Genomic DNA, 24,937 nt, shown 5'->3' with positions numbered 1-24,937 from the left:
CGCTCCCGTCACCCAACAAAGAACCCATTGACAAACAGTGCAGTCGCCCATGCCAGCAGCGCCAGCGCGACAGGCGTCGCCATCAGCAGCACGGGGCGACGTTCAATCAGCGCTGCCGCAGCAACGAACGCGGGCAGCGCCAGCAGCACATAGCGCGGCAGCGAATGCGACACATTCGTCAGATACGCCGGCGCCAGCATCATCACGGCTGTCAGCCCGTAAATCGGCGGCAGGCGACGCAGCGTCATCGCCGTTAAGCCGGCAAACGTCGTCCAGACGAGGAGTTGAAAAATGCGTGTCATCCAACGTCCACTCCAGTGATCGGCGCCGGCGGCAATCGTTTCGATCATCATCGAGAGTTGCACCCACGGCGGACTCAGGTGCTGATCCCAGATGTCGCGCTGAGTCTGCATAAACAGCAACGGCGACCCGAAGCGCCACCACTGATATGCCATAAACAAACCGAGACCCGCCAGCGGCAACAATGGCGCGAGATACGCGCGCGTCAGCGGTGGTCGCCGCCAACCGGCGTGTTCCAGAAGCGCCACTGCAATGACCGGCGCCATCAACACACCGGGCAGGCGCGTCAGGCTGAGGAAGAACCCGGCGACGCCGGCGAGCATCCAGCGCTGGCGGCGCAAGCCCCACAGCGTTAATGCCAGCAGCGCCAGCGCCAGCGACTCCGCGTACACGGCTCCCAGAAAGAAAGACGTCGGAAAGCACAACAACGTTGCAACGGCGCGATACGCAATCTGTTCGTCGAAATCGCGTCTGACGACATCAGCGATGATCAGCGCCGCAGCCAGCAGTGCACAATGCGTGACGATCAAGCCAGCGGCGACCGCATCGCCTCCGGTGAGCGGCAGAAGCATCCTGATGAAGAGCGGATAGAGCGGCAGAAATGCCATGTTTGCGTACTCTTCCGGCGGATGCTGGTATCCCAGCAGTACAATGCTCAGGTACAAACGCGAGTCCCACTGTGACCAGGCTGCGCCGGTCACCTGACCGAACGGCACAAACAATGGGATAGTCAGCGTGGACAATGCTCTGGCATCGCTGACCATCCACTGTGCCAGCGGCGCGAGCCAGGCGTTGGTCTGGAGTGCCACCCACGCAACCACCCAAAGCGCCACACGCCACGCGACCACCAGCAACGTAACCGCGACCAGGGTTCGCCGAACAAGCCACGGCGGCGGATGCGCCGCCAGTGCGCCGAATGCCGCGAGAACCGCCGCTGCAACGCTCCAGAGAAGCGGTGAGGCGCTCTGGCCGCGCAACCCCCAGACGATCCACACCGTTCCAATCGCCATCAGCGTCAGCAGCGCCAGCGCCAACCAACGGTCCTTGATGAGCAGGGTCATGGCGATCCAGGCGCTGCCAATCAGTATCAGCGCAACACCGGCAGCAAACAGCGACGGCAGCGCCCATCCCAGCGAACGGATCTCCAGATAGTCGAGCAACAATCCCAACCGACGGGGATCGTCGGGCGGCTGGAGTGTGGCGCTCGTCAGACGCACTGCCAGCGCGCCGTGGGCATTGGCAGGCGCCAGAAAACGAAACACCCGTATTGAACCAACATCGCCAATGGCGGCGCTATACCCGCCAATCTCAACGCGCGCCGGCAGAGGATCGTGCCCGCCAGGACCACCCATCCGCACCAGCACTCCATACATGCCGGCGCCGACCATCGGCGCCAGCACGAGCGACTGCCCCTGTGAATAAGCGTAAGATATCGATCCGCTGCGCTCTGGAGCATAGAGGCTGGAAATCGGCGCGAACTGACTGCCAACGTCGTACACAGCACGCACAGGGAGCATGAACAGCGCAACGATGGCAGCGACCATCGCCGCGCCGATTGCTATCGAACCTCGAATGAAGAACGCACCTCGCCAGAGAAGTCGATCAACACGCATCACATAAGAAAACCCTTAATTGGCCTGGGCGATTATAGCATCTGCAACCAGATGCGCAATGTGGTACAATCGAGGGCATGGACCGCACACGCCGAAACCGCCGTTCCCGATTGCCGGGAAGTGCGCCGCTGCCGCCGGGCATGTTACGGCGCGGGCGCGCCATCGAGCCGGACATACGGATGGGGCGCGTGCTGGCGCGCCTGACACTGGCATTTCTGGCGCTTGGCGTCCTCGTGTCGCTCGGAGTCGCCGGGGTGGCATACGGCGCCTACAGCGATCTTGCCGCATCGCTCAAGCCACGCCTGGCAGCCATCGAAAATCGCGAGAGTTTTGAAACAACGCGGTTGTACGACCGTAACGGTCAACTCCTCTACGAATTCTTTGGCGCAGGGAAACGCACGCGCGTATCGATTGACCAGGTTTCGACCTATCTGATCAGCGCCACCGTCGCTATCGAGGATCGCACATTCTTCGAGAATCGCGGCGTCGATTATCTTGGCATTGCGCGCACGTTGCTGACCAGCCTCCAGGCGGGCGAAGAGACCGGCGGCGCTTCGACCATTACCCAGCAGTTGATCAAGAATGTTGTTCTCAGCGACGAGGAGCGCCGGTACGAAAATCGGTATCAGCGCAAACTCATCGAGATCATTTTGGCGCAGGAACTCTCGGAGCAATACTCAAAGAACGACATTCTCGAATTGTACCTCAATGAAATTTACTACGGCAACCTGGCGTATGGCATCGAAGCCGCAGCCAATGTCTACTTCGGCATCCCGGCGAAAGACCTGAACCTGCCGCAGGCGGCGCTGCTGGCAGGATTGCCGCAGTTGCCGAATGTCTATGACCCGTTCAACTATCTTGATGGCGGTGTGCTCAAAGGTGTGCGACTGGGTGACGGTTGGCTCAGCCCGGCATACCGCCTGCCGACCGGCACGCCGCCGCCAAAGTGGCGACAGGTCGCCGTGCTGCGGCAGATGGTCGATGAAGGAATCATCTCGGACCCGGTTGCCCGCCGCGCCGCTGCGGTCGATCTTGCGTTCGCCAGCCAGGACGTGCCGCTCAATGCGCCGCATTTCGTCTTCTATGTGCGCCGTCTGCTCGAAGAAGAGTACGGTCCGCAATTTGCCAATATGGGGTTATCGGTGTACACGACCATCGACCTTGATCTCCAGCGGATGGCGCAGGAGAAGGCAGCCGAGCGCATCCAGGAACTCGAAGCGCGCAATATTCATAATGCGGCGGTTGTTATTCTTCAGCCGAACACGGGCCAGATTCTAGCGATGGTCGGTAGTATCGATTACAACAAAACGATCCCGACAAAGACTCCTGGTGAGAGCGGTAATGTGCTCGATGGGCAGGTCAATGTCACCGTGCGCGAGCGGCAGCCTGGATCGGCGCTCAAGCCGTTCACCTATCTGGCAGCGATGGAACGCGGCATGACGCCGGAAACCGTGATCTGGGACGTGCCAACGAAGTTCCCGCTGATCGCGGGTGAGTGGTACGAGCCGCAGAACTACAATGGTCGCTGGAACGGACCGGTGCGCATGCGCGCGGCGCTCGCCAACTCGCTGAATATGCCGGCGGTCAAGGCGTTGAAGTATGCAGGCATCGACGAAACGATCAGTCTGTTGCGCCGCGCCGGTATCACGACCCTTCAGCGCGGCAGCGGATTCTATGGGTTGGCGCTGACTCTGGGAGGCGGCGAAGTCACGCCGCTTGAACTGACCACCGCCTACAATACGCTGGCAAGCGGTGGACGCTACTACCCGCCGGTCGCCATTCTGAAGGTCGTCGACTCCAGCGGACGGACACTGCAAGAGTTTCGCCCGACCCTTCGCCCGCAGACGCTCAACCCGGATCATGTGGCGATCATTACCGATATGTTGAGCGACGACGCGGCGCGCGCACCAGTGTGGGGGTTGAACAGCAAACTCAAACTTTCCCGCCCGGCTGCGGTCAAAACCGGCACCTCGAACGACTGGCGCGACGCATGGGCTGTCGGGTATACGCCGTATGTGACCGTTGGCGTTTGGACCGGCAATAACAACAATGAACCGACGAAAAAAGTCGAGAGTCTGACCGGCGGCGGTGTGATCTGGCACAATATTATGGAAGAGTTGTTCGCCAATCCGAAGTTCCAACGCCTGCTCGCCGAACCGTATCTCGATGGTCGCCTGCCGCTTGATTTCACGAAACCTTCATGGCTGGTGCGTAAGCCCATCTGCCCGCTGCCGGGTCCTTACCATGTCTCGCGCGAGGAACTGTTCGCGCCCGATATGCTGCCCGCCGGTTCTGTTCCTGTCTCCGACACAACGCAACTCTGTCGCGACATCTTTACGGAAGTGCAGGTCGTGCGGTTGAGCGATGCGCCAATCGAAACGACCAGTCTCATCACCGACACTGCCGTTGCAGCACAATGGTACTGCGCACCTGGAGAAGGGCAGAGCATTGCATCCGAACAGGTGACGACCATCCTGACGTGGAACGTGCCGCCGCCGGACCCGGATGAGCAGATTGTCTACACCTGGGAAGGAATGCAGAGTGCGATGGGAGACTGGACGGTCGCACCGATTGTCGCCTCTGCCATTCCCCCATGCACGGCGGAGATGCTCACCCCTCACACGCCTCCTGTCCCAGGCGCGGTGCGCATGCCGGATCTCCGGCGCTTTGGCGAGAACCAGGCGAAGGAGCAACTGGCGGCGCTTGGCATTTTCAACGTCTACGTCGATTATCAGACACGCGACCGCATTCCCGATGTGTTCGACGACTATGCCCCGTATGCCGTCGTCAGCACGCTGCCTGCCCCTGGTGAGTGGATCGACCCGAACATGACCGTTGTGCTGGGAGTGCGCGCGCCATAGTTATTCGCCGTCATCTGCGCGGAGAAGCCGAAGCCCTGAGCGAAGCGCAGGGGAAGGCATATCGTCTGCCCGCCGCAAGACCGTGTGCTTCGCTCCGAGTGACCGGCGCCCGCAATAACATGAGACGGGCGCACCTCCACGCACTAGAGGCATGCTACTTGCCCATGACAATGCGCACGGCAATCGCCGCAATCTTCGCCCCATAATCGACGCCAGGGCTGGCCCACCCCTGTCCTGTCGGATTATGCGCCCTGCCAAGTTGCTTGAGGATCGGCGCCGATCCACGTATGCGCGCTGGCAATGCCCGATAGCGCAGCGCGCGCTCGATGGCGGCGAGCTGCACCGGATTCTCGGCGCCAATGGGAAGCGCATACGCCAGCAACCGCCCGACATGCGCCGGTACTGCGTCGTGCTCCCAGGTGGCGAAACTAACCCCCGCTTCCCACTGCTGGCTTTGCCCGTTGAATGCCCACCCCTCTCTGTTCGGCGGCGGAGTCGTCTGTTTTTGACCGGTGACGCCAATCCCTGCCGGGTTGCGCTGCGGGCGCGCCGCCCAGAAACTGGTCAGGTTGCCGGTTTCGTGGATCATCTGCGCCACCGCCAGCGTCGGGTCGATGCCGACCTCGGCGCACAATTGCCAGTACACCGGCACAATGACCGCCTCGATGTCGTGCGCGGTGTACACGCCGTGCGGACGCGCCAGTATGAAGGCTGCCAGTTGCGCAACGCTGGCGGTTGGTCTTCCCAGAATTGGCGTCTGTTCGGTGAACATGGGCATGTCCTTCGATACACCGCGCCCACGATGAGCGGACCGGCGCGCTCGTCGTGCGCCGGTCTGGTTATTCTATACCGGATGACATGCAGAAGCAAGGCATTGGACATCTCCGGGTGCGGTCATGTAATACCAATGACGATTGACGATGCCGCATACGGGTCATTCCGAGCGCAGCGACGGGTCATGCCGAGCGCAGCGACGGGTCATGCCGAGCACAGCGACTGGTCATGCCGAGCGCAGCGACGGGTCATGCCGAGCGCAGCGACGGGTCATGCCGAGCGCAGCGACGGGTCATGCCGAGCGCAGCGAGGAATCTCAGCGGGTCGCGCACGACCTCTCGCGCGGCTCGGGGTGACCATGCCGGATGGTCACCGGGAATTGGTATGAGAGGGGCGAGGCGCGAGGGACGAGGCGAGGGGCGCGGGGGGTGAGGCGCGAGGCGCGGGGCGAGGGGCGCGGGGGGTGAGGCGCGAGGCGCGGGGCGCGAGGGACGAGGCGAGGGGCGCGAGGGGCGAGGCGCGAGGGGCGAGGCGCGAGGGGCGAGGCGAGGAGTGATACCCATGACAATTGACGATGCCGCATGCTGGTCATTCCGAGCGTAGCGACGTGTCATTCCGAGCGCAGCGACGGGTCATTCCGAGCGCAGCGAGGAATCTCAGCGGGTCGCGCACGACCCCTCGCGCTGCTCGGGGTGACCATGCCGGATGGTCACAGGTCATTGGTATAATGGCGGGCGCCACGTTCCTGCCGACTCTTCTCTCATCCCCGACTCAGGCAACGCAGGGCGGGTCTGAGACCTGCCCTGATGTCCTGAACCTCTCTATTGCTCCACCAGCCGCTTACCGGATGATTACCGGTATCATCACCCGATAAGGCGGCGATGCCGACGGCGCCCGCGCCATCGCCGGACCATACCGGTTTACCCGTCCGGTCGTCTCGATCTCCTCGAGCCAATAGGCATACGCAATGTCTGGCTGCCCCGTCGGATCGCGCCATTCATACATCGCGCCGCCAGCGGGTCCGCCGCGTGCGCGGATGAGGGTTGGCGTCACTATCACCGCATCGTCGATCCGCCCGGTGGCGCTGCGCAACAGTCGGAAACCGGCAGCATCGAGTTCCATAAGGGTCGCCCAGCGAACGGTCACGGTTCCACCTTCCTGGATGGCGGTGAAGTATTCGAGTACAATCGCAGTGGGCACACCCTCGAAGAAGCCGAAGTCGTAGGTGTGATTGTTCGTTCCGGCAGCCGCGTGATTCTCATATGGGATAACGAACACCGCATTGTTCCCAATCGCCACACCGTCTGAGTCGCGGCTGTCGCCGTTCGGAGTGTCATCGGCGTTTGCAGTCGTCAGCGTCAGGTTGGTCAACGCCGTCTGTCGATTCGGACCGGTGATATTCGGGATGCGGATCTCGTACTCCGACGCGCCTCCCGGCGTACCGGTGCGGGTGCGAATACCGATCCCGCCATCGTGAATGATGTTGTCTTCCCGATCGGCATCGACCGGGTCTCTGCCGCTGCGGAAGTAGTACGTCCCTTCGGCGTCGGTCACCGCAACGCCAATACGCACACCGTTGCGCCAGAGCTCGACCGTCACGCCGGGGATGGGCGGTTCATCCGGGTCCTGCACACCATTCCGATTGGCATCGAGCCAGACGCGGTTGCCGATCTCGATCGGCGCCTGATCACAGAACGTCTCGAGATCACCAAGCCCCGCCGATTTGCCGAATGTCGCCCGTCGCACCCGCGTCCCCGGCGGCGAACCGATCGGCTGGTCCCGTCCGAAAATGACGTAAGCGTTCGTAAGAGCGCCATTGGCAGCATTGAACCAGCGCAAACCGCCAGAGCGCACCGGACCATTTTGATCTGCCGGCAACGCATCATAGGACGTAACGATAACCCGGCGCAAGCCATAGTGCATTGCCATGCCGCCGATGGTCACTTCGTCGTGGGCAGTGCCATATTCATCGCGGTTGAAGAACTCGCCATTGCCCGGTCCCTGCTGGTTGGTCGTCGAGCCGCCGACGAGACCGCCAGGGCACGCGCCCGCGTTTTCCAGACTGTAACCGGAAGGAGCGGCGGGATTAACGCATATGCGCAGCAGATCGCCAGCAGCGACGCCTTCGTACTCGCCGGTATCAGCAGCGATTGTGCTGTAATTGCGGTTGCCCAGTTGCATGCCTGCGCGGTCGTTGAACGCAAGCAGCATGGCGCCATCAACATCGAAATCGATCGAGGTCAGCATCGGTTGCGGATAAATTGTCTGCCCGTAAGGTCCTTGACCGGGCAACACCATAGGGGGCCCGATATCGCTCCACGCATTGATCCAGGGCAGCCAGGCGGCAGACGCCCGATTGCCACCACCCGCGTTCGAGGCGCGTCCGCGCGGATAGTCGAGCGGAAACGAAAAGACCTCCGTGAAATTCCCTGTCGGTCCATCGGGATCATGGCGATAGATAGACGCTGTCAGATCGGTTGTGTCGATATTCTTCCCGGCATAGGGAAGCTCTCCTGAGCAAACGCCGCCGACATACACCTGACCGGCATACATCTTTACTGCCCACGGACGAAACACGCCATCGCTACAGGCGGGGGTGGGCAGCGGATGCACGGTAATGTCCGCAGCGGTTGGCGTGACCGGCGGGACGCCAATCCGAATTTCGAGCAGCGCGCGGGATGTCAGATTGACGACCCAGAGCGTCTCTTCGTCTTCCGAGAGCGCAATGCCGCCGATACCAATCTTTCCAACCGCATCGAACGCTGCGGGATCGCGACTGGGATCGGCTTCGTTGATGGCCAGGTCGCCAGGACTGCGCGGATCGGGACCAACGGCGACGCCGGATGGATATCCCGACGCATTTAAGTCGATCAACACAGCGGGAGCAGCGACCCGATCGCGATCAATGCGATAGATGGCGCCAATACCGCCTGTTCCAAAACCGACGTGCCGTTTCACGACTGCCGCAGCCATCAGCGTCCGACTGGAACGTTGATAGGCAAGCCCCCATGTCGCGCCAACTTGCTGACCGATCGCCAGATACACATTATCGCCAGGACCCGTGGTGGGCGGCTCGAATGGAACCTGCACGATTGCAAACCGGCCCGCCGTTGTGCCGCCACCTTGCGGATCGCCGTTCGTGTAGCAACTGGTGACGATGTCAGGTCCCTGCTGGCAATATTCTGCCGGATTGTGCAGCGCGAAATTGACATTCGACGAGTTGCCGTCCGGCACAAACTGAATACTGGTGTTGTTGCCTGCGCCCTGCACCGCCGGGCGCATATACGCAGGCCAACCGCTGAACTCGATGCGGTATGGTCCCGCACCGCCAGCATTGAGGGTGTAACTTCCAATCGCAGGCGTGTTCAGCGCCGTACACTCGGCTATTGGATTTCCAGGACCAAGGCACAGGGTAGCGAAACTGACCGCGATTCCCGCCACGACGCCCGATGGATCATAGGCGGTCACTGTAATGCCGCCAACGCCCGGCTCGTTCTCATCGCGCGCGCCATCGCCGTCGAAGTCGCGGAACACGTTGCCGCTGATAACGCCAGCCGCCTGCACGCTGGCTGCCATCGGGAGGGATATTGCGACGAGCGCCATGATCATCATTGTGCTGACGATCATTGCCAGAGTGCGGTGGCCGGGGAGCAAGAAACGTTTCATGGTTTGTCCTCCTGTGCAGTTACCGGGAGAGCGAGCGAACAGACGGGGTTCGCGCATCGGATAAGAACGGGTCGGCAAATGCCGGGTTCCGCAACGCTTCATCGTCGGTCAGCGCTTCGAGAAAGGCTATCAGATCGCGACGCTCCTCGTCGCTCAGCGCAAAACCGGCGATCAGCGGGTGACGGGCGGCGACGCGTTCCGGTTCCACGCCGGCGCCCCATCGCCCGCCGGACTCATAAAATCGGATGACCGCCTCGAGGGTAGGCAGGCTTCCGTCGTGCATATAGGGTGCAGTCACCGCCACATTCCGCAACGGCGGCACGCGAAATCGGTAGGCATCCGCCGGATTGCCGGTCTGCTCCGCTAGACCGCGATCTGCGCTGTACCCGGCGCCCGTCGCCACATATGCCAGATCGGACCAGCGTGGCGGCGTGGCGCGCTCCGGCGACGGAACATCAACATGACAATGACCGCACGCCAGCCCTGGCGAAAAGAAGAGCGCCATGCCTCGTTGCGCACTGTCGCTCAATGCCGCACGGTCGCCAGCATAGACGTATCGGTCGTATGGCGTGTTGCGCGCAGCCAGCGAGCGAACAAAGGCTGCCAGCGCCCCGGTGATGCGTCGCCAGGTGAACGGGTCGTCATCTGCGGGAAACGCAGCAGTGAATTGACGCAGATATTCTGGATCGGCGCGCAGGCGGTCGATCACCGTGGTCTCATACCCTCTCACCCACATCTCAGGCGGGTCAACGGTAAAAAGCGCGCGCTCCACCTGCTGTTCCAGCGTTCGCACCTCAACATTCGCCCAGGTAAACGCCAGGAGTTCGCCGCTATTGAACAACCCTGGCGTATTCCGCCGCAGCAGTGCGCCTGTGGCGCCGTTCGAAACAACCCGTCCATCGCTGAACCCCAATTCCTGGCGGTGACAGGCAGCGCACGCGATCTGTTCGTTTGCCGACAGGCGTCGGTCGTAAAAGAGCCGGCGTCCCAATGCAATCATCGCCTGCGGCGACTCGCCGGGGGCTGGCGTTCTGGCAATAGGCGAATCTCCGCGTATCACTGTGATGAACACAGCAATCAATAGCGCCAGGCTAAAAAAATGGACGAAGCGCTGCATGCGATATTTGAAGGCGTCCCGTCGTTAAGGAAGTAAAAAATTAACTAAAATCATCTCGGAGTACAGTAAGCCCCCAAGCGCGCTCTCGGCGGCTCCAGCAGATCAAAGATTCAATTGAACGGATGTATTGCTGGTCGTACTATACTAACACGTGAGAGAACGCGGATCAATGGTCAAATTTGTCAGAAACGCGCTGGATATCTGACCGTGTTGTTCACTCTCCCAAGCCGCATGAGGTATACTTCCCACACAACGGTTTCAGCACGAAAGGACTGCTTATGCAACTCGAACATGTTGCCCTGAACGTTGCCGATCCCGATGCCATGGCGCAGTGGTATGTCACGCATCTGGGGATGCAGATTGTGCGTCACATTCCGACGCCCAACGCCACCTATTTCCTGTCCGACTCGGTGCGTCGCAGCGTGATCGAAATCTATCGCAATCCCGCTGCGCCTGTACCTGATTATGCCTCGCTGTCGCCGCTGGCGCTGCACCTGGCATTCAGCACAAGCGACATGGAGGGCGATATTGCGCGATTGGTCGCTGCTGGCGCAACGCATGTCTCACCCATCGACACAACGCCGTCCGGCGACCGCCTGACGTTCCTGCGCGATCCGTGGCAGGTTGCACTTCAACTGGCGCAGCGGAGTACGCCGCTCCTGGAACCGACGCCTTGACGGTCGCTCCAACGATGGTCTCATGCCACGACGACAAGCGCACAAACGGCAACGCCTACCGCCGGTCGAAGACTTTTGCACGCCGGGTGCCGGCGCTGCTCGCTCGAAGTAATGACTCGCGCCGTTCGCACTGCCGATCTGGGAGATTCGCCAGCGCGCGTGCGCGACCTGATGATCTGCGGCGACTATGGGCGGTTATACCAATACCTGTGACCATCCGGCATGGTCACCCCGAGCCGCGCGAGGGGTCGTGCGCGACCCGCGCCGATTCCTCGCTGCGCTCGGAATGACCAGTCGCTGCGCGCGGCATGACCATCGCTGCGCGCGGAATGACCAGTCGCTGCGCGCGGCATGACACGCATGCGGCATCTTCAAGCGTCATTGGTATCACCCCTCGCGCCTCGCCCCTCGCGCCCCTCGCCTCGTCCCTCGCGCCTCGCCCCTCGCACCCCTCGCCTCGTCCCTCGCGCCTCACCCCCCGCGCCCCTCGCCTCGTCCCTCGCGCCTCGCCCCTCGCACCCCTCGCCTCGTCCCTCGCGCCTCACCCCCCGCGCCCCTCGCCTCGCCCCCCGCGCCCCTCGCCTCGTCCCTCGCGCCTCGCCCCTCGCACCCCTCGCCTCGTCCCTCGCGCCTCGCCCCTCGCCTCGTCCCTCGCACCCCTCGCCTCGTCCCTCGCGCCTCGCCCCTCGCGCCCCTCGCCCCTCGCGCCTCGCCCCTCGCGCCTCGTCCCTCGCGCCTCACCCCCCGCGCCCCTCGCCTCGTCCCTCGCGCCTCACCCCCCGCGCCCCTCGCGCCTCGCCCCTCGCACCCCTCGCCTCGTCCCTCGCACCCCTCGCCTCGCGCCTCGCCCCTCGCACCCCTCGCCTCGTCCCTCGCGCCTCGCCCCTCGCACCCCTCGCCTCGTCCCTCGCGCCTCACCCCCCGCGCCCCTCGCCTCGCCCCCCGCGCCCCTCGCCTCGTCCCTCACGCCTCGCCCCTCGCACCCCTCGCCTCGTCCCTCGCGCCTCGCCCCTCGCCTCGCCCCCCGCGCCCCTCGCCTCGTCCCTCGCGCCTCGCCCCTCGCACCCCTCGCCTCGTCCCTCGCGCCTCACCCCCCGCGCCCCTCGCGCCTCGCCCCTCGCACCCCTCGCCTCGTCCCTCGCACCCCTCGCCTCGCGCCTCGCCCCTCGCACCCCTCGCCTCGTCCCTTGCGCCCCTCGCCTCGCGCCCCTCGCCCCTCTCATACCAATGACCGGTGACCATCCGGCATGGTCACCCCGAGCCGCGCGAGAGGTCTTGCACGACCCGCTCAGATTCCGCGCGGCGCTCGGAATGACAAGAATGCAGCATTTTCAATCGTAATTAGTATTACCGGTGCTGCACGATCATCGCCGGATTGTTGGCTTGCTGACAGAACGCGACCTCGTGGCGGCGCGCAGGCGCTTGGAACGGGTATATCGGCGCTTTGACGAACTGACGGTTGCCGATGCGCTCTCGCCGGACGCACTGAATCACATCGTGTGCATTGCGCCCGATATGCCGCGCAAGGAGGTAGTGGAAGCGTGGACGTGCGGCGGAGTGATCACGTGTCTGGTCACGCCGGAAGGTTCGCTTGATGCTGCACCGCTGGGGATCATTACCCACGCAGATTTACTCTACCGGATGCAGGGATGCTTGCCGGAAAAGGAACCCAGGAGTCGCGTTCGGCATCGTAGCCGTAGCGCAGCGTGACCTGTTGCTGCTCGGAAACGGCGCGCAGGTTGAAGGCAAACGGCACGACAAAGAGGGTCATATTCGTCTGATCGAAACTGATCCGCCGTACCCGAGGTTCGGCGAACTGCGCCAGACGCTCGTCGAGCGCCAGGTCGACCCGAAACTCGCCGGTAGCGTGACCGGCGGCGTCCAGCGCCACTGAGCCGACGTCGGCGCTGCGCGCCAGCCCAATGTAGAGGCGCTTCCCGACTCGTCCTTGAAACACTGCCAGCCCGATAGCATCGACGCCAATCACTTCATCGCTGATCTCCCTGCTCGCCAGATCAATCCGCACGATCCGCCCCTGTTCTGCCTGTCGGGTCGAACCGGCGACCGTGCTGACATACAGCGCGTGGGTGTCGCAGTCGTATGCCATGCCTAGAATGCCGAATGGATTCTCGCTCGACCCAACCGCTCCCGGCAGGGTGACAAATGGTTGCAACTCCGCTGTCTCGCTATCGATCCGATAGACCACATTCAGGCTGCCGGGCGGATTGTCGCTGACGGCGGTTCGCGGCACGGCGGCGGTGTAGATGTGTCCATCGCGGTCGATCACGAATGGTCCCAGCGTACCGGCATCGTCCCACGACGGTTCCTGATGAATATCACGCTGCGCCGGATCGGCAGAGACCGGCACACGCCCATCGAAGATGACCAGCCCTTTGTGCGTGCGCTCGCTGGTGCTGATGCCAAGCCGGTCGGCATACCCCAGACGCGCGACGAAGCGCGGGATACCCCGACACCCGGTAACGCCGCCGATGACGGCTGCCGGGCGGGTAGGCGCTGCAGGAAGAGCATTCTCCGCGCTGCGCATCATCCACCACCCGGCGCCGGCCACTGCCAGCAACGTCATCATCCCTGCAACCAGGAGCAGCACCCCGCGCCTGACGGATGGCGCCTGGGCGGCAGCGCGGCGTGTCCCCGGTTTGATGGCGCGTCGTCGTTTCCCCATCATTCACCTCCAACCGGCACGAAGAGCGGACCGGCGGCGCAGGGCCAGATGCGCGGCACGAAGACGCCATCGTTCAGCACTGAATCTGCCCAGCAGTACTCGGCGCCGGGCGTATCCGAATTTTTGAGTTGCGGCACATACCAGATGACGAGCGGCGCGCGCTCCAGCGACTCCGGCGGCGTCAGGAAACGCTCCGGTCCCTGACGTTCATCGGTATTGCAGCAGTCGCCGAGCGTCGGCAGGTCGCTCTCGCCCTCGTCGCGGTCGGCGTCGCCACGCACGGCGTAGAGATACGCATAGTCGCCGCGCCCGCCATCGCCGAACTGCCCCCGCCCCGGCGCAATATGCCATCCGCGGCGGGCGCCATTCACGATTCGATACTGAAACCCCTCCGGCGTGTACAGCGTCGTATCGCGCTGCACCTGCCATCCCTCGGTCGTCCAGTCGCGCCAGCCGGCGCCATCCCATTCAGAGAAGGTATACTGATCGTCTGCCATGGCAATGCGCATAACCGGACGATACATCCCATCGTTGCCGCAGCCGCGCCCTTCGCTGACGAACACAATGCGAAAACTGCCGTCCTGGTAGAATTCGTAGCGCTGGCGATAGGCATAGTTGCACGGCGTGGGCCAGAACTCACTGCGAAAGCGTTGCACCAGCGCGAATCCCTCAACCCCGTTTGCAGAACGAATCGCCTCGATCTGCGGACCATCCCACGCAACGACTGCCGCTGCCGAAAATGCCGGGCATCCCAGCGCATCGCTGTAGCCGAACCCTTCCTGTTGCGAATAACTGATGTGCACATCGACTAGTTTGGCGCTGCGCAATACCGGTGTTTCATTGAACCGCACATCTTCGATACGCAGCCCATCGGTGCTGGTCAGCAGGTAACGCAACGACCAGCCACTGCGGCGCAGGTCGGTCTTCTGATCACAGAATCGCGCCGTTACCACATCGTCCTGCAAACGTTGCTCGGTGACAGGACGCCGGCTCGACGCGCCCAGGTCGGTCCAGCGCAGCCCAATGATCGTGTAATCGACCAGATCGACGATCACCCACAGCGCCCGATCGCCCCAAACGAAGATCGGCGCGGTGCAAAGGCGCCGCGAACGTTCGCAGGCAGTCGCCTGAAACTGCACCTTCATCTGCGGCTGCTGGATCATGCTCTGATCCGGCGGCAGATCGAGTTCTTTGCGCACGTCGGGGGATGCCAGCGCAATCTGCGCCGCAAGGTCGAGCAGGTGACGCGGCACGACCGTGGGCTGCGTGTCGTCGAGCGCCGCCACACGATAGACGCGCTGCGCCTGCGGCTCGACAATGGCGATCACCGTGCGATTACGCGCATAATCGTAAAGTTCGACACGATAGCATGCGCGATTCTGGCACTCAGCGCCTGCCAGCGCATCGTCCGCCGGACCGAGCGGGTAGACGCCGAACACCTCGGATCGCACCATACGTCCGTCGGCGGTGACGAGCGCCTGGCGCACCCGCTCGTCGGCGATAGCGAGTTGCCACGCTGTCTGTTGCGCCGTGTCGAGACCTTCAAGCGCCATGAGCGGCTCAGCGCGCACCAGCGCCCGTTCAACCTGCGCCAGGCGCTCCGCCAGAAGCGGCGCTGCATCCGGTGACGGCGTAGCGCGCAGCGCCAGACGTCCCGGATCGGCAGGCGGCGTGATCGGACGGACGACCGGCGTGCGCGCAGGCGCAGGGGGCGGCGAAGGCGACACGGCAGGCTGGCTGCACGCCACGAGGAGCAGGAACACCAGGGTTGAAACCATACGTCTCATCAACACACCATCACGACAAACACGCGTATCCGACGATGACAGGCTCCTCCATAGTACCACGTCTCGTGGCGGAGGGGACCGTCACCGCCAGGGAGAACGGCGCGCGCTGCGGCAGCGTCTCGCTTTGTGTGTACCGGTGGCGCACGATAAGTCTTGCGCAACGAATCGACACGACATTCGGCACACAACCTTGCGCGGCGACTCCGTGAAGAGATGGGGAGCGGCAGATCGTCGCAGTGATGAGATTATCTCCCATCCGTCTCATATTGATGATAACCACATCTCTACCATTAAAATGACTCTTTTTTCATATTGAACAGTATGTCAAGCGATAACTCCATTTTCTCCCATCGGAACGCGATCATGATCCGACGATCCGGCAATCCAACTCAGAGCAAAAAGACCACAAACTCGCACAAAAGTGCAATATTTATCCATTCACTTGTCCGACTCTTCACCGACATTAAACCATCAATGACTCTGAGATGACAAAAATGTCACGATTGGACGGTGACGCGGCAAACGATTATTTACCTGCCCCTGCTACAGTGCCTCACAGACAACAACATCGCTTTTCCCACATTAAGCACCACATCGCACCCTCTTCCGGTCACACAGCGCGCCCCGGGCAAACGACCAGGCATTCGGATCGACATAATCGCGCAGCAGTGCGGAGCGCGTTCTGGCGCCATCCGGCAGAACGCCCCGCCCTCGTCGCTCCACAGGACGAGGGGATGTCTGGAGCGTGCTGATTTCACGATGTCATTCAATCACCGCGTTGAAGCCTGATGATGTGACGAGTTCAGGGGAGGTATGGTCTGTGGATACACAATTTGTGCATCGACTTGTGCGCAGGCAGTGGCGTCTGGTGATTGTGGGCGGCGGTTTCGTCGGTGTATTGGCGCTCCTTGTCAGTGTATTTCAATCGCCGATCTATCAGGCGTCTACCACCGTGTTAGTCAATCAGGGGCGAGGAACGGCAGCGCCCGACTATGAGTCGGTGCTGATGAGTCAGCAGTTGACGCGCACCTACGCTGAACTCTTGAAGAAACGACCCCTGTATGAAATGGTCATCGCCAACTTGCGGCTGGAAACGACGCCTGAACGTCTGATGCAGCAAGTGCGGGTTTCCACCATCCGCGATACGCAACTGATTGTGGTGACTGCGCGCGATCGTTCGCCGCAGCGCGCCGCCGACATTGCGAACGAACTGGTGCGCCTCCTGCAAGAGCAGGATCGGCAGTTGCTCACCGGCTCATATGGGAGCGGTGCGCGTGGTCTGAGCGTTGTTGAGCCTGCCTGGGCTGATGCTGTTCCGGCAAGTCCAAAGACACTGCGCGATACGCTGCTCGGTCTGATCTTCGGGTTGCTTGGTATGTCCGGCATTGCACTGGTACGTGAGTATGTCGATCAGACGATCAAAAACGGCGATGAAGCGGTCTGCGCAGTTGGCGCGCCTGTTCTGGCTGCCGTCAGCGCGCGGTCGATCAACAATGATGTGCGCCGCCGCTCGATTGGTGATGGCGATGACACGTCTGCCGAAGACTATTGGATGCTGGCGGTGCGCACGCGAAGCGCCCTTGCCGATAACCCGGCGCGCTCGCTGACGACAACGAGTGCGGAGCCGCTGGCAGACGCCTACGCTGTTGCGGTACATCTGGCTGCCATCTATGCCCGGCTTGGGCAGCGGGTCATTCTGGTCGATGCCGATCTGCGCCATCCGACACTCCACTCCTGGTTCAATCTGTCGGGTGACACCGGTTTGCACGCGGCGCTGGCATGCACCCACTCTCTGCCGGTGTACCGGTATTTGCAGCCGACATCGGTTGCCAATCTGATGCTGCTTCCGGCTGGCGAACCGGTTGCGAATCCCCTGATCCTGTTCGACTCGCCTCGCCTGCGCGAACGGATCGGCGAGTTGTATCAGCATGCCGATTTCATCATCATTGCCGCTCCTGCGCTGCTCAGCGCCGCCGAGTCGCTGCTGCTGGCACAGGCGGCGGATGCCGCGCTGCTCGTGTTGCGCGCTGAAACGACGCCCCACGCTGCTGCCGCAGCCGCGCGCGCGCTCCTGGATCAGGCGCGCATTCGGCTGCCGGGTATCGTGCTGACCGGTGTTCCAGATCATGACGCGGCTTCCCGCATCGGCGCTTTCGTGTCTGTAATGTCGCGCCCGATGTTTGGGAAACGCCTGATCGAGTCGCTGGCTGTTGCTGAGGAGAAATCATCTCGCAGCATATCAATGTCGTCAGCGTCCACTGCTTCGTCCCAATCCCCGAAACAGTAAATGTTTGCCGTGCAACCCGCCTGACACGACGCTAACGTCGAAGAGCAGTTCCAGACACATCAGATGGAGGTGGAACATGCCGTTTCCTGTGTCCAGATTCGTGGTCGGAGCGCTGGCGCTCCTTTTTCTGGCGGGAGGCGTTCTGATTGCATCACAGCGGGTCTCGCCGTCGCTGAGCGCAGAAGCGTCAGCGGAGAGCGCGCCGCCGCCGGTCCTGGCGCCAGTGGTGCAACCCATTGTGGCGAATGGGATTGTTGCGCCGGTCAGTCATGTTGATCTGCGTTTCGCTATGCCTGGAACCGTGCGTGAGGTGTTGGTGCGCGAAGGCGATATGGTCCGCGCGGGTGATCCGTTAGCGCGCCTGGATACGGATGAACTGGAGACACGCATTGCGCAGGCGCGCGCCAATTTGTCGGCGGCGCAGGCACACTACGAACTGCTGATGAGCGCTGCCACACCGGTTGATATTCAGCGCGCGCAGGCAGAACTGACGCGCGCCCAGGCGCGATTGCGCGAGGTGAGTAACGCCGTTACCTCCCACACCAGAGCCGCTGCACAGTCCCGGCTCGATGCCGCGCGCGCTGCACTCGCGCGCCTGGAAGCCGGACCAGATCCGGCGGATGTACGGGCGCTGCGCGCCGAGCTGCGCCAGGCGGAAGCCGATCTCCAGGCCACCCGTGATCGCCTGTCGCTCGAAAAGACGACGCTGCGGCTCCAGATGGAACAGGCGGCCAATCTGCTGCGCGAGCGGCAGACCGAATACGCTCGCATTCGCGACGAAAATCAGGCGCGATCCGAACCACTGACGTCCGATCAGCGCACCCGCGAGGTCACGGCGCGGCTGGCGATGGACAACGCCGAGAAGGCGCTCGAACAGGCGCGTGTGGCGTATGACGCGGCGGTGCAGGCGGAACGCACCGGCATTGCCGCCACAGAAGCGCGGGTCGATGCCATCAGAGCGCGTCTTGAGCGTCTGCTGGCAGGTCCTGCTCCCGATCAACTTGCCGCAGCGCGCGCCGCCGTCGCGCAGGCGGAGGAGGACCTGGCGCGCCTTCAGGGAGAGCAGCGTGCCGCCGCAATCGAAGCAGCACAGGCGGACGTCGCCATTGCCGAAGCCGAACTGGAACGCTTGCTGGCAGGGGCGCGGCCCGCTGAAGCGGCGATGGCGCGCGCGCGGGTCGAGGAAGCGCAGGCGACGCTCGAACAGGCTGAACGCGCACTCGAACGCGCCATCCTGCGCGCGCCAATTGCAGGAATTGTCGCAGCGCTCAATGTCAAAGCCGGTGAGATTGCCGATCCGCAGATTGTTGCCGTGCGCCTGGCAGATGTGCGCGGCTGGCGCATCGAAACAACCAACCTGAGCGAACTGAGCGTGACACGCCTGCATGAGGGCGCACCGGCGATCATCCGGTTCAATTCATTGCCCGACCTCGAAATTTCCGGCAAAGTGTCCGGTATCAGACCACTGGGAACCGGGCGGGAAGGTGATGCAACGCTGTACACCGTCATCATTACGCCAGATCACATCGATGCACGTTTGCGCTGGAATATGACGGCGCAGGTGCAGATTACGCCTGATCGCTGAGTGCTGCGAACGCCTGAAAGGGAACCTATGCGGATGCTTTTCCCGAAAACAAGAGCGCGGTGCGCACTGGGACTATCGCTGGCACTCTCACTGCTCTCCTTTTGCGGTTCGGGCAGCCCTCTTCCTTTGGAGCCAACAGCATCGCCCGGCAGCGCGCCTCCCGCGACAATCGAACACACAGCGGCCGATCCGACCGCCGTTCCCACAGCATTGGCGCCAATAGCTGCCGCACCGACCACAGACAGCGCCGGGCAGGTGACGCTGCAAACCCGCGATGGGTTGACCCTCGTATTTGACCGGCAGATCGGCAGATTTGTGCGCATGGACGTGCAGGGACAGACCTTTTCGCTGCCAACGGGCAATGATCTGGCGATCCATCTCTTCGATCCGCGTGGCAATCCGCTCCTGAATCCGCAGAGCGCCACAACCTCGCGCGTCGAACAGATTGATAACATCCTGATGATAACCCGCGAGAACCGGACAATGGGGGTTCAAGCAATCGAAAAATGGATCGAATATGCGAATCACATCGATCTGGAAGTAACACTTGTCAACACCGACTACGAATTGCAATCCCGTGCTATCGAGGCATGTCTCTCAATTCCGATCGACATGACCGAACGATACTGGTATCACCATTTCGACGAGCGAGAACGCATCATCAGGCGCAACGAGCCGTATAAAACGGTCCTTCAGAAACTTGTCGATATTGGATCATTCGGTGACAGTAGTTTCCACTTAAAAACCGATATCGACATTAACCTGAATGGTCTCAACCTGATTAGTGATGATCGATCCGGTCTTGCGCTTTCGATCAACCCTGAGCGCCCAGCAGCATACTATGTCCGTTATGACACACAGAGACGTTCATATGATGCATGTTTCCATCTTGGCGTCTACAACGAGCACATACGCTTCAAGAACACGGTTTCGTTTGCATTGTCGCTCTTCGTGCCGGATGAACCGGCGTGGGGATTGCGCTCGGCATATGCGAAATACATTGCCATCTACCCTCAGGCGTATGCGGGCAGGTTGCCGCGCAAAACAACCATGGTTGTGCTGGAGGAATACCGCTACGATGCCTTTCCCGACCCGCGCGACTATCGGATTGGCGCTATCTGGGGGCGGTACAAGGCGCAGAATCGGCGTTTCGGCGTTGATGACCTGGTCTACATCTGGCCCCACGGCTACTATGATCGCGGGATGCGCCTGAGAGTATCGCCATCGTCCACCGGGAGCGTCCAGACATGGGAAGCGGACATCGCCGCCTGCTTCGCCCTGTACGAGGACATTGAACGAGGGCGACAGCCATTCGCCGAAACATGCACCGGATCGTATCCATTTGCGACCTGTACCAGACAACGGAGCAACGGGCAAATGTACGGACCGGTGCTCGAACGCGAGCAAGGCAGCGGATGGCGGCGCGCCGAAGCGTATCAGATGACGGTCAGCAATGGTCCGAACTTCCTGATCGGCACATTTCGCCTGCCCGCGCCATTCGAGGCATCACTGTTGCAGGATGCCGATGGTCGCTGGCTCAATTCGATCAGTTTCGCGTCGCTGATTACCGAAGTGCCCTGGGAACCAGGATTTCGGCGCTGCATTTTCGATGGACTCAACCCCGATCCCGGCATTGACGTGGCGCTATCGAACGAACCGCGCACCACGCCCGCACCCACGATAGTGCGCAATTTTGGGGAGTTGAACCTGGAAATCGTCAAACGCGCCAATGGACTCTACGGTCCGGCATATCTCGATACCCATCCCGACGAAGGAATAAACCTCTATCACGGCGTTGCCGTCGATACTGTCGGGGTCTATTTGCGCCCGGATTTCAACCCGCGCGCGCTGCGCACGGCTTCACTGCCACTCAGTTACGACCGCGCAACCGGACGTGTTGTGGCGCTTGAACATCTGACCACACTGGCGTTTCTCCGGGCGCTGCGCGCCTCGCTGCCGGCTGATGCGCCGATTGCGACGAGCGGCGCACCAATCAGCGGGATTTTATATCAGGATGCAGATTACGTCCTTGAGGAATTTGTCAAAATCGAACGTAATGGACGGCTGATCGATGAGTTGTACGATGAGACATTGGAAAACAAAATTCGCCTGATTAATCGGATTCGAATGGGAGCATACCAGCGTCCTATTACCTTCAGCGTGCGCTTTGAACGCGCATCCGGCGAACGCGCCTTTCTGGACCAGATAAATCGCTATCTGCCGCTCTATACGGCAAAAGGCGTCTATATCAATATTGATCGTTATGGCGCTAACCCGGAACGTTACTTCTGGAGCGAGCCTCCTGCCCGGTCGGTGGTGCAGGCGTATCAACGCCACCTGCACATGGTTCACGCCTTGAATGTCGCCGGTTGGCAACCGATTCCATATGCGACTGCCAGCCGCGGTGTTCTGGTTGAACGATTCGGTCGAGATTATGTGACGGTGTACAACCCGGCGGAAACAACAACCACCACTGTGGTGACCGTCAATTGGCGCGCGATTGGGTTCGATGCCGCGCCGCGCCGTGTCGTGGATGCGGAGACGGACGCCGATCTGCCTTTCGACGTGTCGGGCGATTATCTGACGATTGATTCGCTGTCGGTCGGCGGTCTTGCTGCGCGTATTCTCAGGATTGACCCGCCGCGATGGACCGTTCTGTTGCCGATGGTCATTGCGCTGTAGGCGAATTGTTGACGGAACAAGCATCCATGACGGCAGAGAGTGACAATCAACCATTCGCGCGTCTCTCGCTACGCGCCAACTTTTCCTGGACGTTCGTCGGGAATGTGGTGTATGCCGCGTGTCAGTGGGGCATGCTGATGGCGCTGGCAAAACTCGGTTCGCCCGAAATGGTTGGCGTTTTTGCGCTTGGTCTGGCAATTACTGCGCCGGTCTTCATGCTCTCGAACCTGCACCTGCGCACCATTCAGGCGACAGATGCGCGACAACAGTATCAGTTTCGTGATTATCTCGGCGTGCGCCTGGCAACAACGACGCTGGCACTGCTGGCAATTGCCGGCATCGTGCTGGCTATCGGGTATCCGTGGCAGACGAGTTTGACCATTTTTGCAGTCGGATGCGCAAAGGCGTGTGAATCGATCAGCGATATTTTCTATGGTCTGCTCCAACGCCTCGAACGGATGGATCGGATCGCCTGGGGCATGATCCTGAAAGGCGCGATGTCGCTATTCGCTCTGGCGACCGGCGTCTATCTCAGTGGATCGGTGTTGTGGGGCGTAGTCGGAATGGCGGGCGCGTGGGCAACAGTGCTGGCAGTGTACGACATCCCTCAAGGTCTCTCTGCGGTGCGGGGTGCTTCGATAGTGCATCCATCGGCGGCGCCCCGGCAGCGCATGGCGGTCGCACGAAACCTGGCATGGATGGCGCTGCCGCTCGGCGTCGGGATTATGCTGGTCTCTCTCAGCACGGCGATCCCGCGCTATTTCGTCGAGCGCATGCTGGGGGCGGAGAGTCTGGGTATTTTCGCTGCCATCGCCTCCATTCAGGTTGCCGGCACGACCGTGATCGGCGCGCTCGCTGCCGCTGCCAATCCACGTCTGGCACAGCACTACGCCGACGGGAATGTGCGCGCCTTCCGCGCGCTGCTCCGCAACCTCGTCGCCATTGCCGTGGCGTTGGGTGGCATCGGTGTGCTGATCGCGTGGCTGATCGGCGGCTGGATTCTGACGATGATCTATCGACCGGAGTACGGCGCCTACAACCATATCTTCGTTCTGGTCATGATTGCCGCAAGCGTTGGCTACATTGGCTGGTTCGTCGGCGATGCGATGACGGCGGTGCGGCGCTTGCGCGCACAGGCGTTTCTCTTTCTGGCGATGACGGTCGCAACCATCGGCGCCTGCGCCTGGTTGATCCCGTCATTCGGGCTGACCGGCGCGGCGCTGGCGACGATGGTCACATCCGTGATCCATGCAGTGGGTGGGTTGCTGATGGTCGAGCATGCGCTGCACGCGCTGCCCTCAGCCCAGGAAGATGATCGTGAGCAAACTTCCTGGCGGCGCTCCATCTCACAAGTACGACCAGGAGTGAAACGATGACCGTGACATCACGCGATCGATTGGCGCACGGGAGTGCGGGAACAGTGTCGGGGCGCGCCCTTGAGAGCCTGGTCATCGCCACGTATGTCTGTGCGCTGGCGCTGACCGTCTTTGTGGCGCTGTCGGATCAGTGCTGGCACTGGTTCATCATCCCGGTTGTGATGTCGGGCATTCTGATCGGCATCGACGCTGTGGATTGGGTGCGGGGAAGGGTTGATCTTTTTGATCCAATTGGTCTGTCCGGCGCATTTGGCTGGTTTTTCTTCTTCTTTGCGCCGTTGCTGACTGTCGCAACCGGCTACTGGTTGATCTATGTCGATCCGCCGGCAGAGCGTCGGGATTGGTTGGGATGGATGGCGCTCCTGAATCTCGTGGGATTGATCGTCTACCGCGGCGTGCGCCTTATGTACTTCCAGCGCGAACGTCCGATCACGACGTTCTGGGATATCGACCGCAAACGATTTTATTTCCTGGGCGCCGTTGCGCTCGTTGTGACTGCGCTCCTTCAAAGCTACGTCTATCTCAGTCTGGGAGGCATTCAGGGGTTCATCGAGGCTGCCACCGATCAGCGCGCTCTTCGGTTGAATTTGCAGGGATTCGGGCAGATTTTCATGATTTCGGAGAGTTTTCCCATCATTGCGTTGATGATGTTCATCGTGTATGCGCGCAACCAGAAATCGACACTCTACCGTTCGTGGCTGATTCTTGGAATTGTGTTGCTGCTCTACTTTGTGTTGAAAATCATGTTCGGCGGATTGCGGGGCAGCCGCAATAACACAATTTGGGGGTTGTTCTGGGCGGTTGGATTGATCCATTTCTGGATTCGTCCGGTGACGCGCAAGGTTGTGGTGATTGGGTTAAGTTTTTTGATCGCGTTTATGTACGTCTATGGGTTTTACAAGAATGCCGGTCTTGATGCGCTGCGTTTGATTGAAGACCCGACTGCGCGCGTGGAATTGGAACGCGCAACACGCCGCGATCTCCCGACGCTGCTGCTCGGCGATCTGGGACGCAGTGATGTGCAGGCGTTCCTGCTCTATCAACTGGCGCGACCGGAGAGCGACTACGAGTATGCCTTTGGTCGCACCTACGCTGCTGCGTTTGCGGTGCTGATCCCGCGTTCGCTGATCGAACGGATGCCAAGCAAGACGTTTGAAGGCACTGAGGCGCTGTATGGCAAAGGTTCGTACATCCCCATCGATTTCGAGGCGTCGCAACTCTATGGGCTTGCGGGCGAAGCGATGCTCAACTTCGGCTTCGTTGCTGCGCCGGTGTCGTTCATCATCTTTGGTCTGGCGAATTGTTCGGTGCGACGCTGGCTCTTCGGTCTGACGCCAGGTGATGCGCGCCTGCTGTTGTATCCGTTCCTGTCGCTCTTCTGCTTCTACATGCTTGCCTGTGATCTGGAAAACATCGTGTTCGACATTATCAAGAATGTCGCCGCGCCGCTTGGCGTTATCGCACTCTCGCTGTCATCAGTCGCACGCCTGCCCGCGTCCGGGCAGTCATACTGAAACCAGAGGAACCAT

14 protein-coding genes are annotated in these 24,937 nt (G+C 61.5%); 8 read left to right on the top strand and 6 right to left on the bottom strand.

Annotation, left to right across the window (positions count from 1 at the left end; all coding sequences use genetic code 11):
- Positions 1-8: 8 nt before the first annotated feature.
- Complete coding sequence (locus RCAS_RS02630) at positions 9-1,913, bottom strand: hypothetical protein (RefSeq protein WP_012119070.1); 1,905 nt, start codon at positions 1,911-1,913, stop codon at positions 9-11.
- Between the two features lie 77 nt (positions 1,914-1,990).
- Between RCAS_RS02630 and RCAS_RS02625 the strand changes: the two genes are divergently transcribed.
- Entirely contained in the window at positions 1,991-4,774 is a 2,784-nt protein-coding gene (locus tag RCAS_RS02625; RefSeq protein ID WP_012119069.1) for a transglycosylase domain-containing protein, read from the top strand.
- Between the two features lie 154 nt (positions 4,775-4,928).
- Here the strand turns inward: RCAS_RS02625 and RCAS_RS02620 are convergent, their stop codons facing one another.
- From RCAS_RS02620 to RCAS_RS02610, 3 genes are all read right to left on the bottom strand, one after another.
- Positions 4,929-5,546 (bottom strand): glucosaminidase domain-containing protein, encoded by a 618-nt coding sequence (locus RCAS_RS02620; RefSeq protein WP_012119068.1) that lies wholly within the window; start codon positions 5,544-5,546, stop codon positions 4,929-4,931.
- Between the two features lie 842 nt (positions 5,547-6,388).
- Positions 6,389-9,214 carry an SdrD B-like domain-containing protein gene (locus RCAS_RS02615; RefSeq protein WP_012119067.1) on the bottom strand — a complete coding sequence of 942 codons (2,826 nt, stop codon included), beginning with the start codon at positions 9,212-9,214 and terminating at the stop codon, positions 6,389-6,391.
- 19 nt (positions 9,215-9,233) lie between these two features.
- Complete coding sequence (locus RCAS_RS02610) at positions 9,234-10,331, bottom strand: cytochrome c peroxidase (protein WP_012119066.1); 1,098 nt, start codon at positions 10,329-10,331, stop codon at positions 9,234-9,236.
- A 278-nt stretch (positions 10,332-10,609) separates the two neighbouring features.
- On the opposite strand from RCAS_RS02610, the gene RCAS_RS02605 reads away from it, so the two are divergent.
- On the top strand, positions 10,610-11,008 hold the full coding sequence (locus RCAS_RS02605) for a VOC family protein (RefSeq protein WP_012119065.1): 399 nt from the start codon (positions 10,610-10,612) through the stop codon (positions 11,006-11,008).
- Between the two features lie 1,353 nt (positions 11,009-12,361).
- Entirely contained in the window at positions 12,362-12,718 is a 357-nt protein-coding gene (locus RCAS_RS24765; RefSeq protein ID WP_157042516.1) for a CBS domain-containing protein, read from the top strand.
- Here RCAS_RS24765 and RCAS_RS02590 read toward each other — a convergent pair.
- Together RCAS_RS02590 and RCAS_RS02585 are read right to left on the bottom strand one after the other, a co-directional pair.
- The gene (locus RCAS_RS02590) at positions 12,624-13,694 is read right to left on the bottom strand and encodes a hypothetical protein (RefSeq protein ID WP_011998036.1); all 1,071 of its coding nucleotides are present in this window, start codon (positions 13,692-13,694) and stop codon (positions 12,624-12,626) included. The two genes, RCAS_RS24765 and RCAS_RS02590, sit on opposite strands and share 95 nt — an antisense overlap.
- Positions 13,691-15,469: a hypothetical protein gene (locus RCAS_RS02585; RefSeq protein ID WP_232280139.1), complete on the bottom strand. Its 1,779-nt coding sequence runs from the start codon at positions 15,467-15,469 to the stop codon at positions 13,691-13,693. The genes RCAS_RS02590 and RCAS_RS02585 overlap by 4 nt, the downstream gene beginning before the upstream one ends.
- Before the next feature lie 829 nt (positions 15,470-16,298).
- Here RCAS_RS02585 and RCAS_RS02580 point away from each other — a divergent pair.
- The 5 genes from RCAS_RS02580 (at position 16,299) to RCAS_RS02560 (ending at position 24,922) form a co-directional block, all read left to right on the top strand.
- A complete protein-coding gene (locus tag RCAS_RS02580; protein WP_011998034.1) occupies positions 16,299-17,765 on the top strand; it encodes a Wzz/FepE/Etk N-terminal domain-containing protein in 1,467 nt (488 codons plus the stop codon).
- A gap of 76 nt (positions 17,766-17,841) precedes the next feature.
- Entirely contained in the window at positions 17,842-19,350 is a 1,509-nt protein-coding gene (locus tag RCAS_RS02575) for an HlyD family secretion protein (protein ID WP_011998033.1), read from the top strand.
- 126 nt (positions 19,351-19,476) lie between these two features.
- Entirely contained in the window at positions 19,477-22,032 is a 2,556-nt protein-coding gene (locus tag RCAS_RS02570) for a hypothetical protein (protein ID WP_232280138.1), read from the top strand.
- Complete coding sequence (locus RCAS_RS02565; protein WP_232280137.1) at positions 21,996-23,408, top strand: lipopolysaccharide biosynthesis protein; 1,413 nt, start codon at positions 21,996-21,998, stop codon at positions 23,406-23,408. The genes RCAS_RS02570 and RCAS_RS02565 overlap by 37 nt, the downstream gene beginning before the upstream one ends.
- The gene (locus RCAS_RS02560; RefSeq protein WP_011998030.1) at positions 23,405-24,922 is read left to right on the top strand and encodes a hypothetical protein; all 1,518 of its coding nucleotides are present in this window, start codon (positions 23,405-23,407) and stop codon (positions 24,920-24,922) included. Before RCAS_RS02565 ends, RCAS_RS02560 begins: the two co-directional genes overlap by 4 nt.
- The last annotated feature ends 15 nt before the right edge of the window (positions 24,923-24,937 follow it).

This window comes from Roseiflexus castenholzii DSM 13941 (assembly GCF_000017805.1).
Classification (GTDB): domain Bacteria; phylum Chloroflexota; class Chloroflexia; order Chloroflexales; family Roseiflexaceae; genus Roseiflexus; species Roseiflexus castenholzii.
This window is presented reverse-complemented; position numbering and strand designations above follow the sequence as displayed.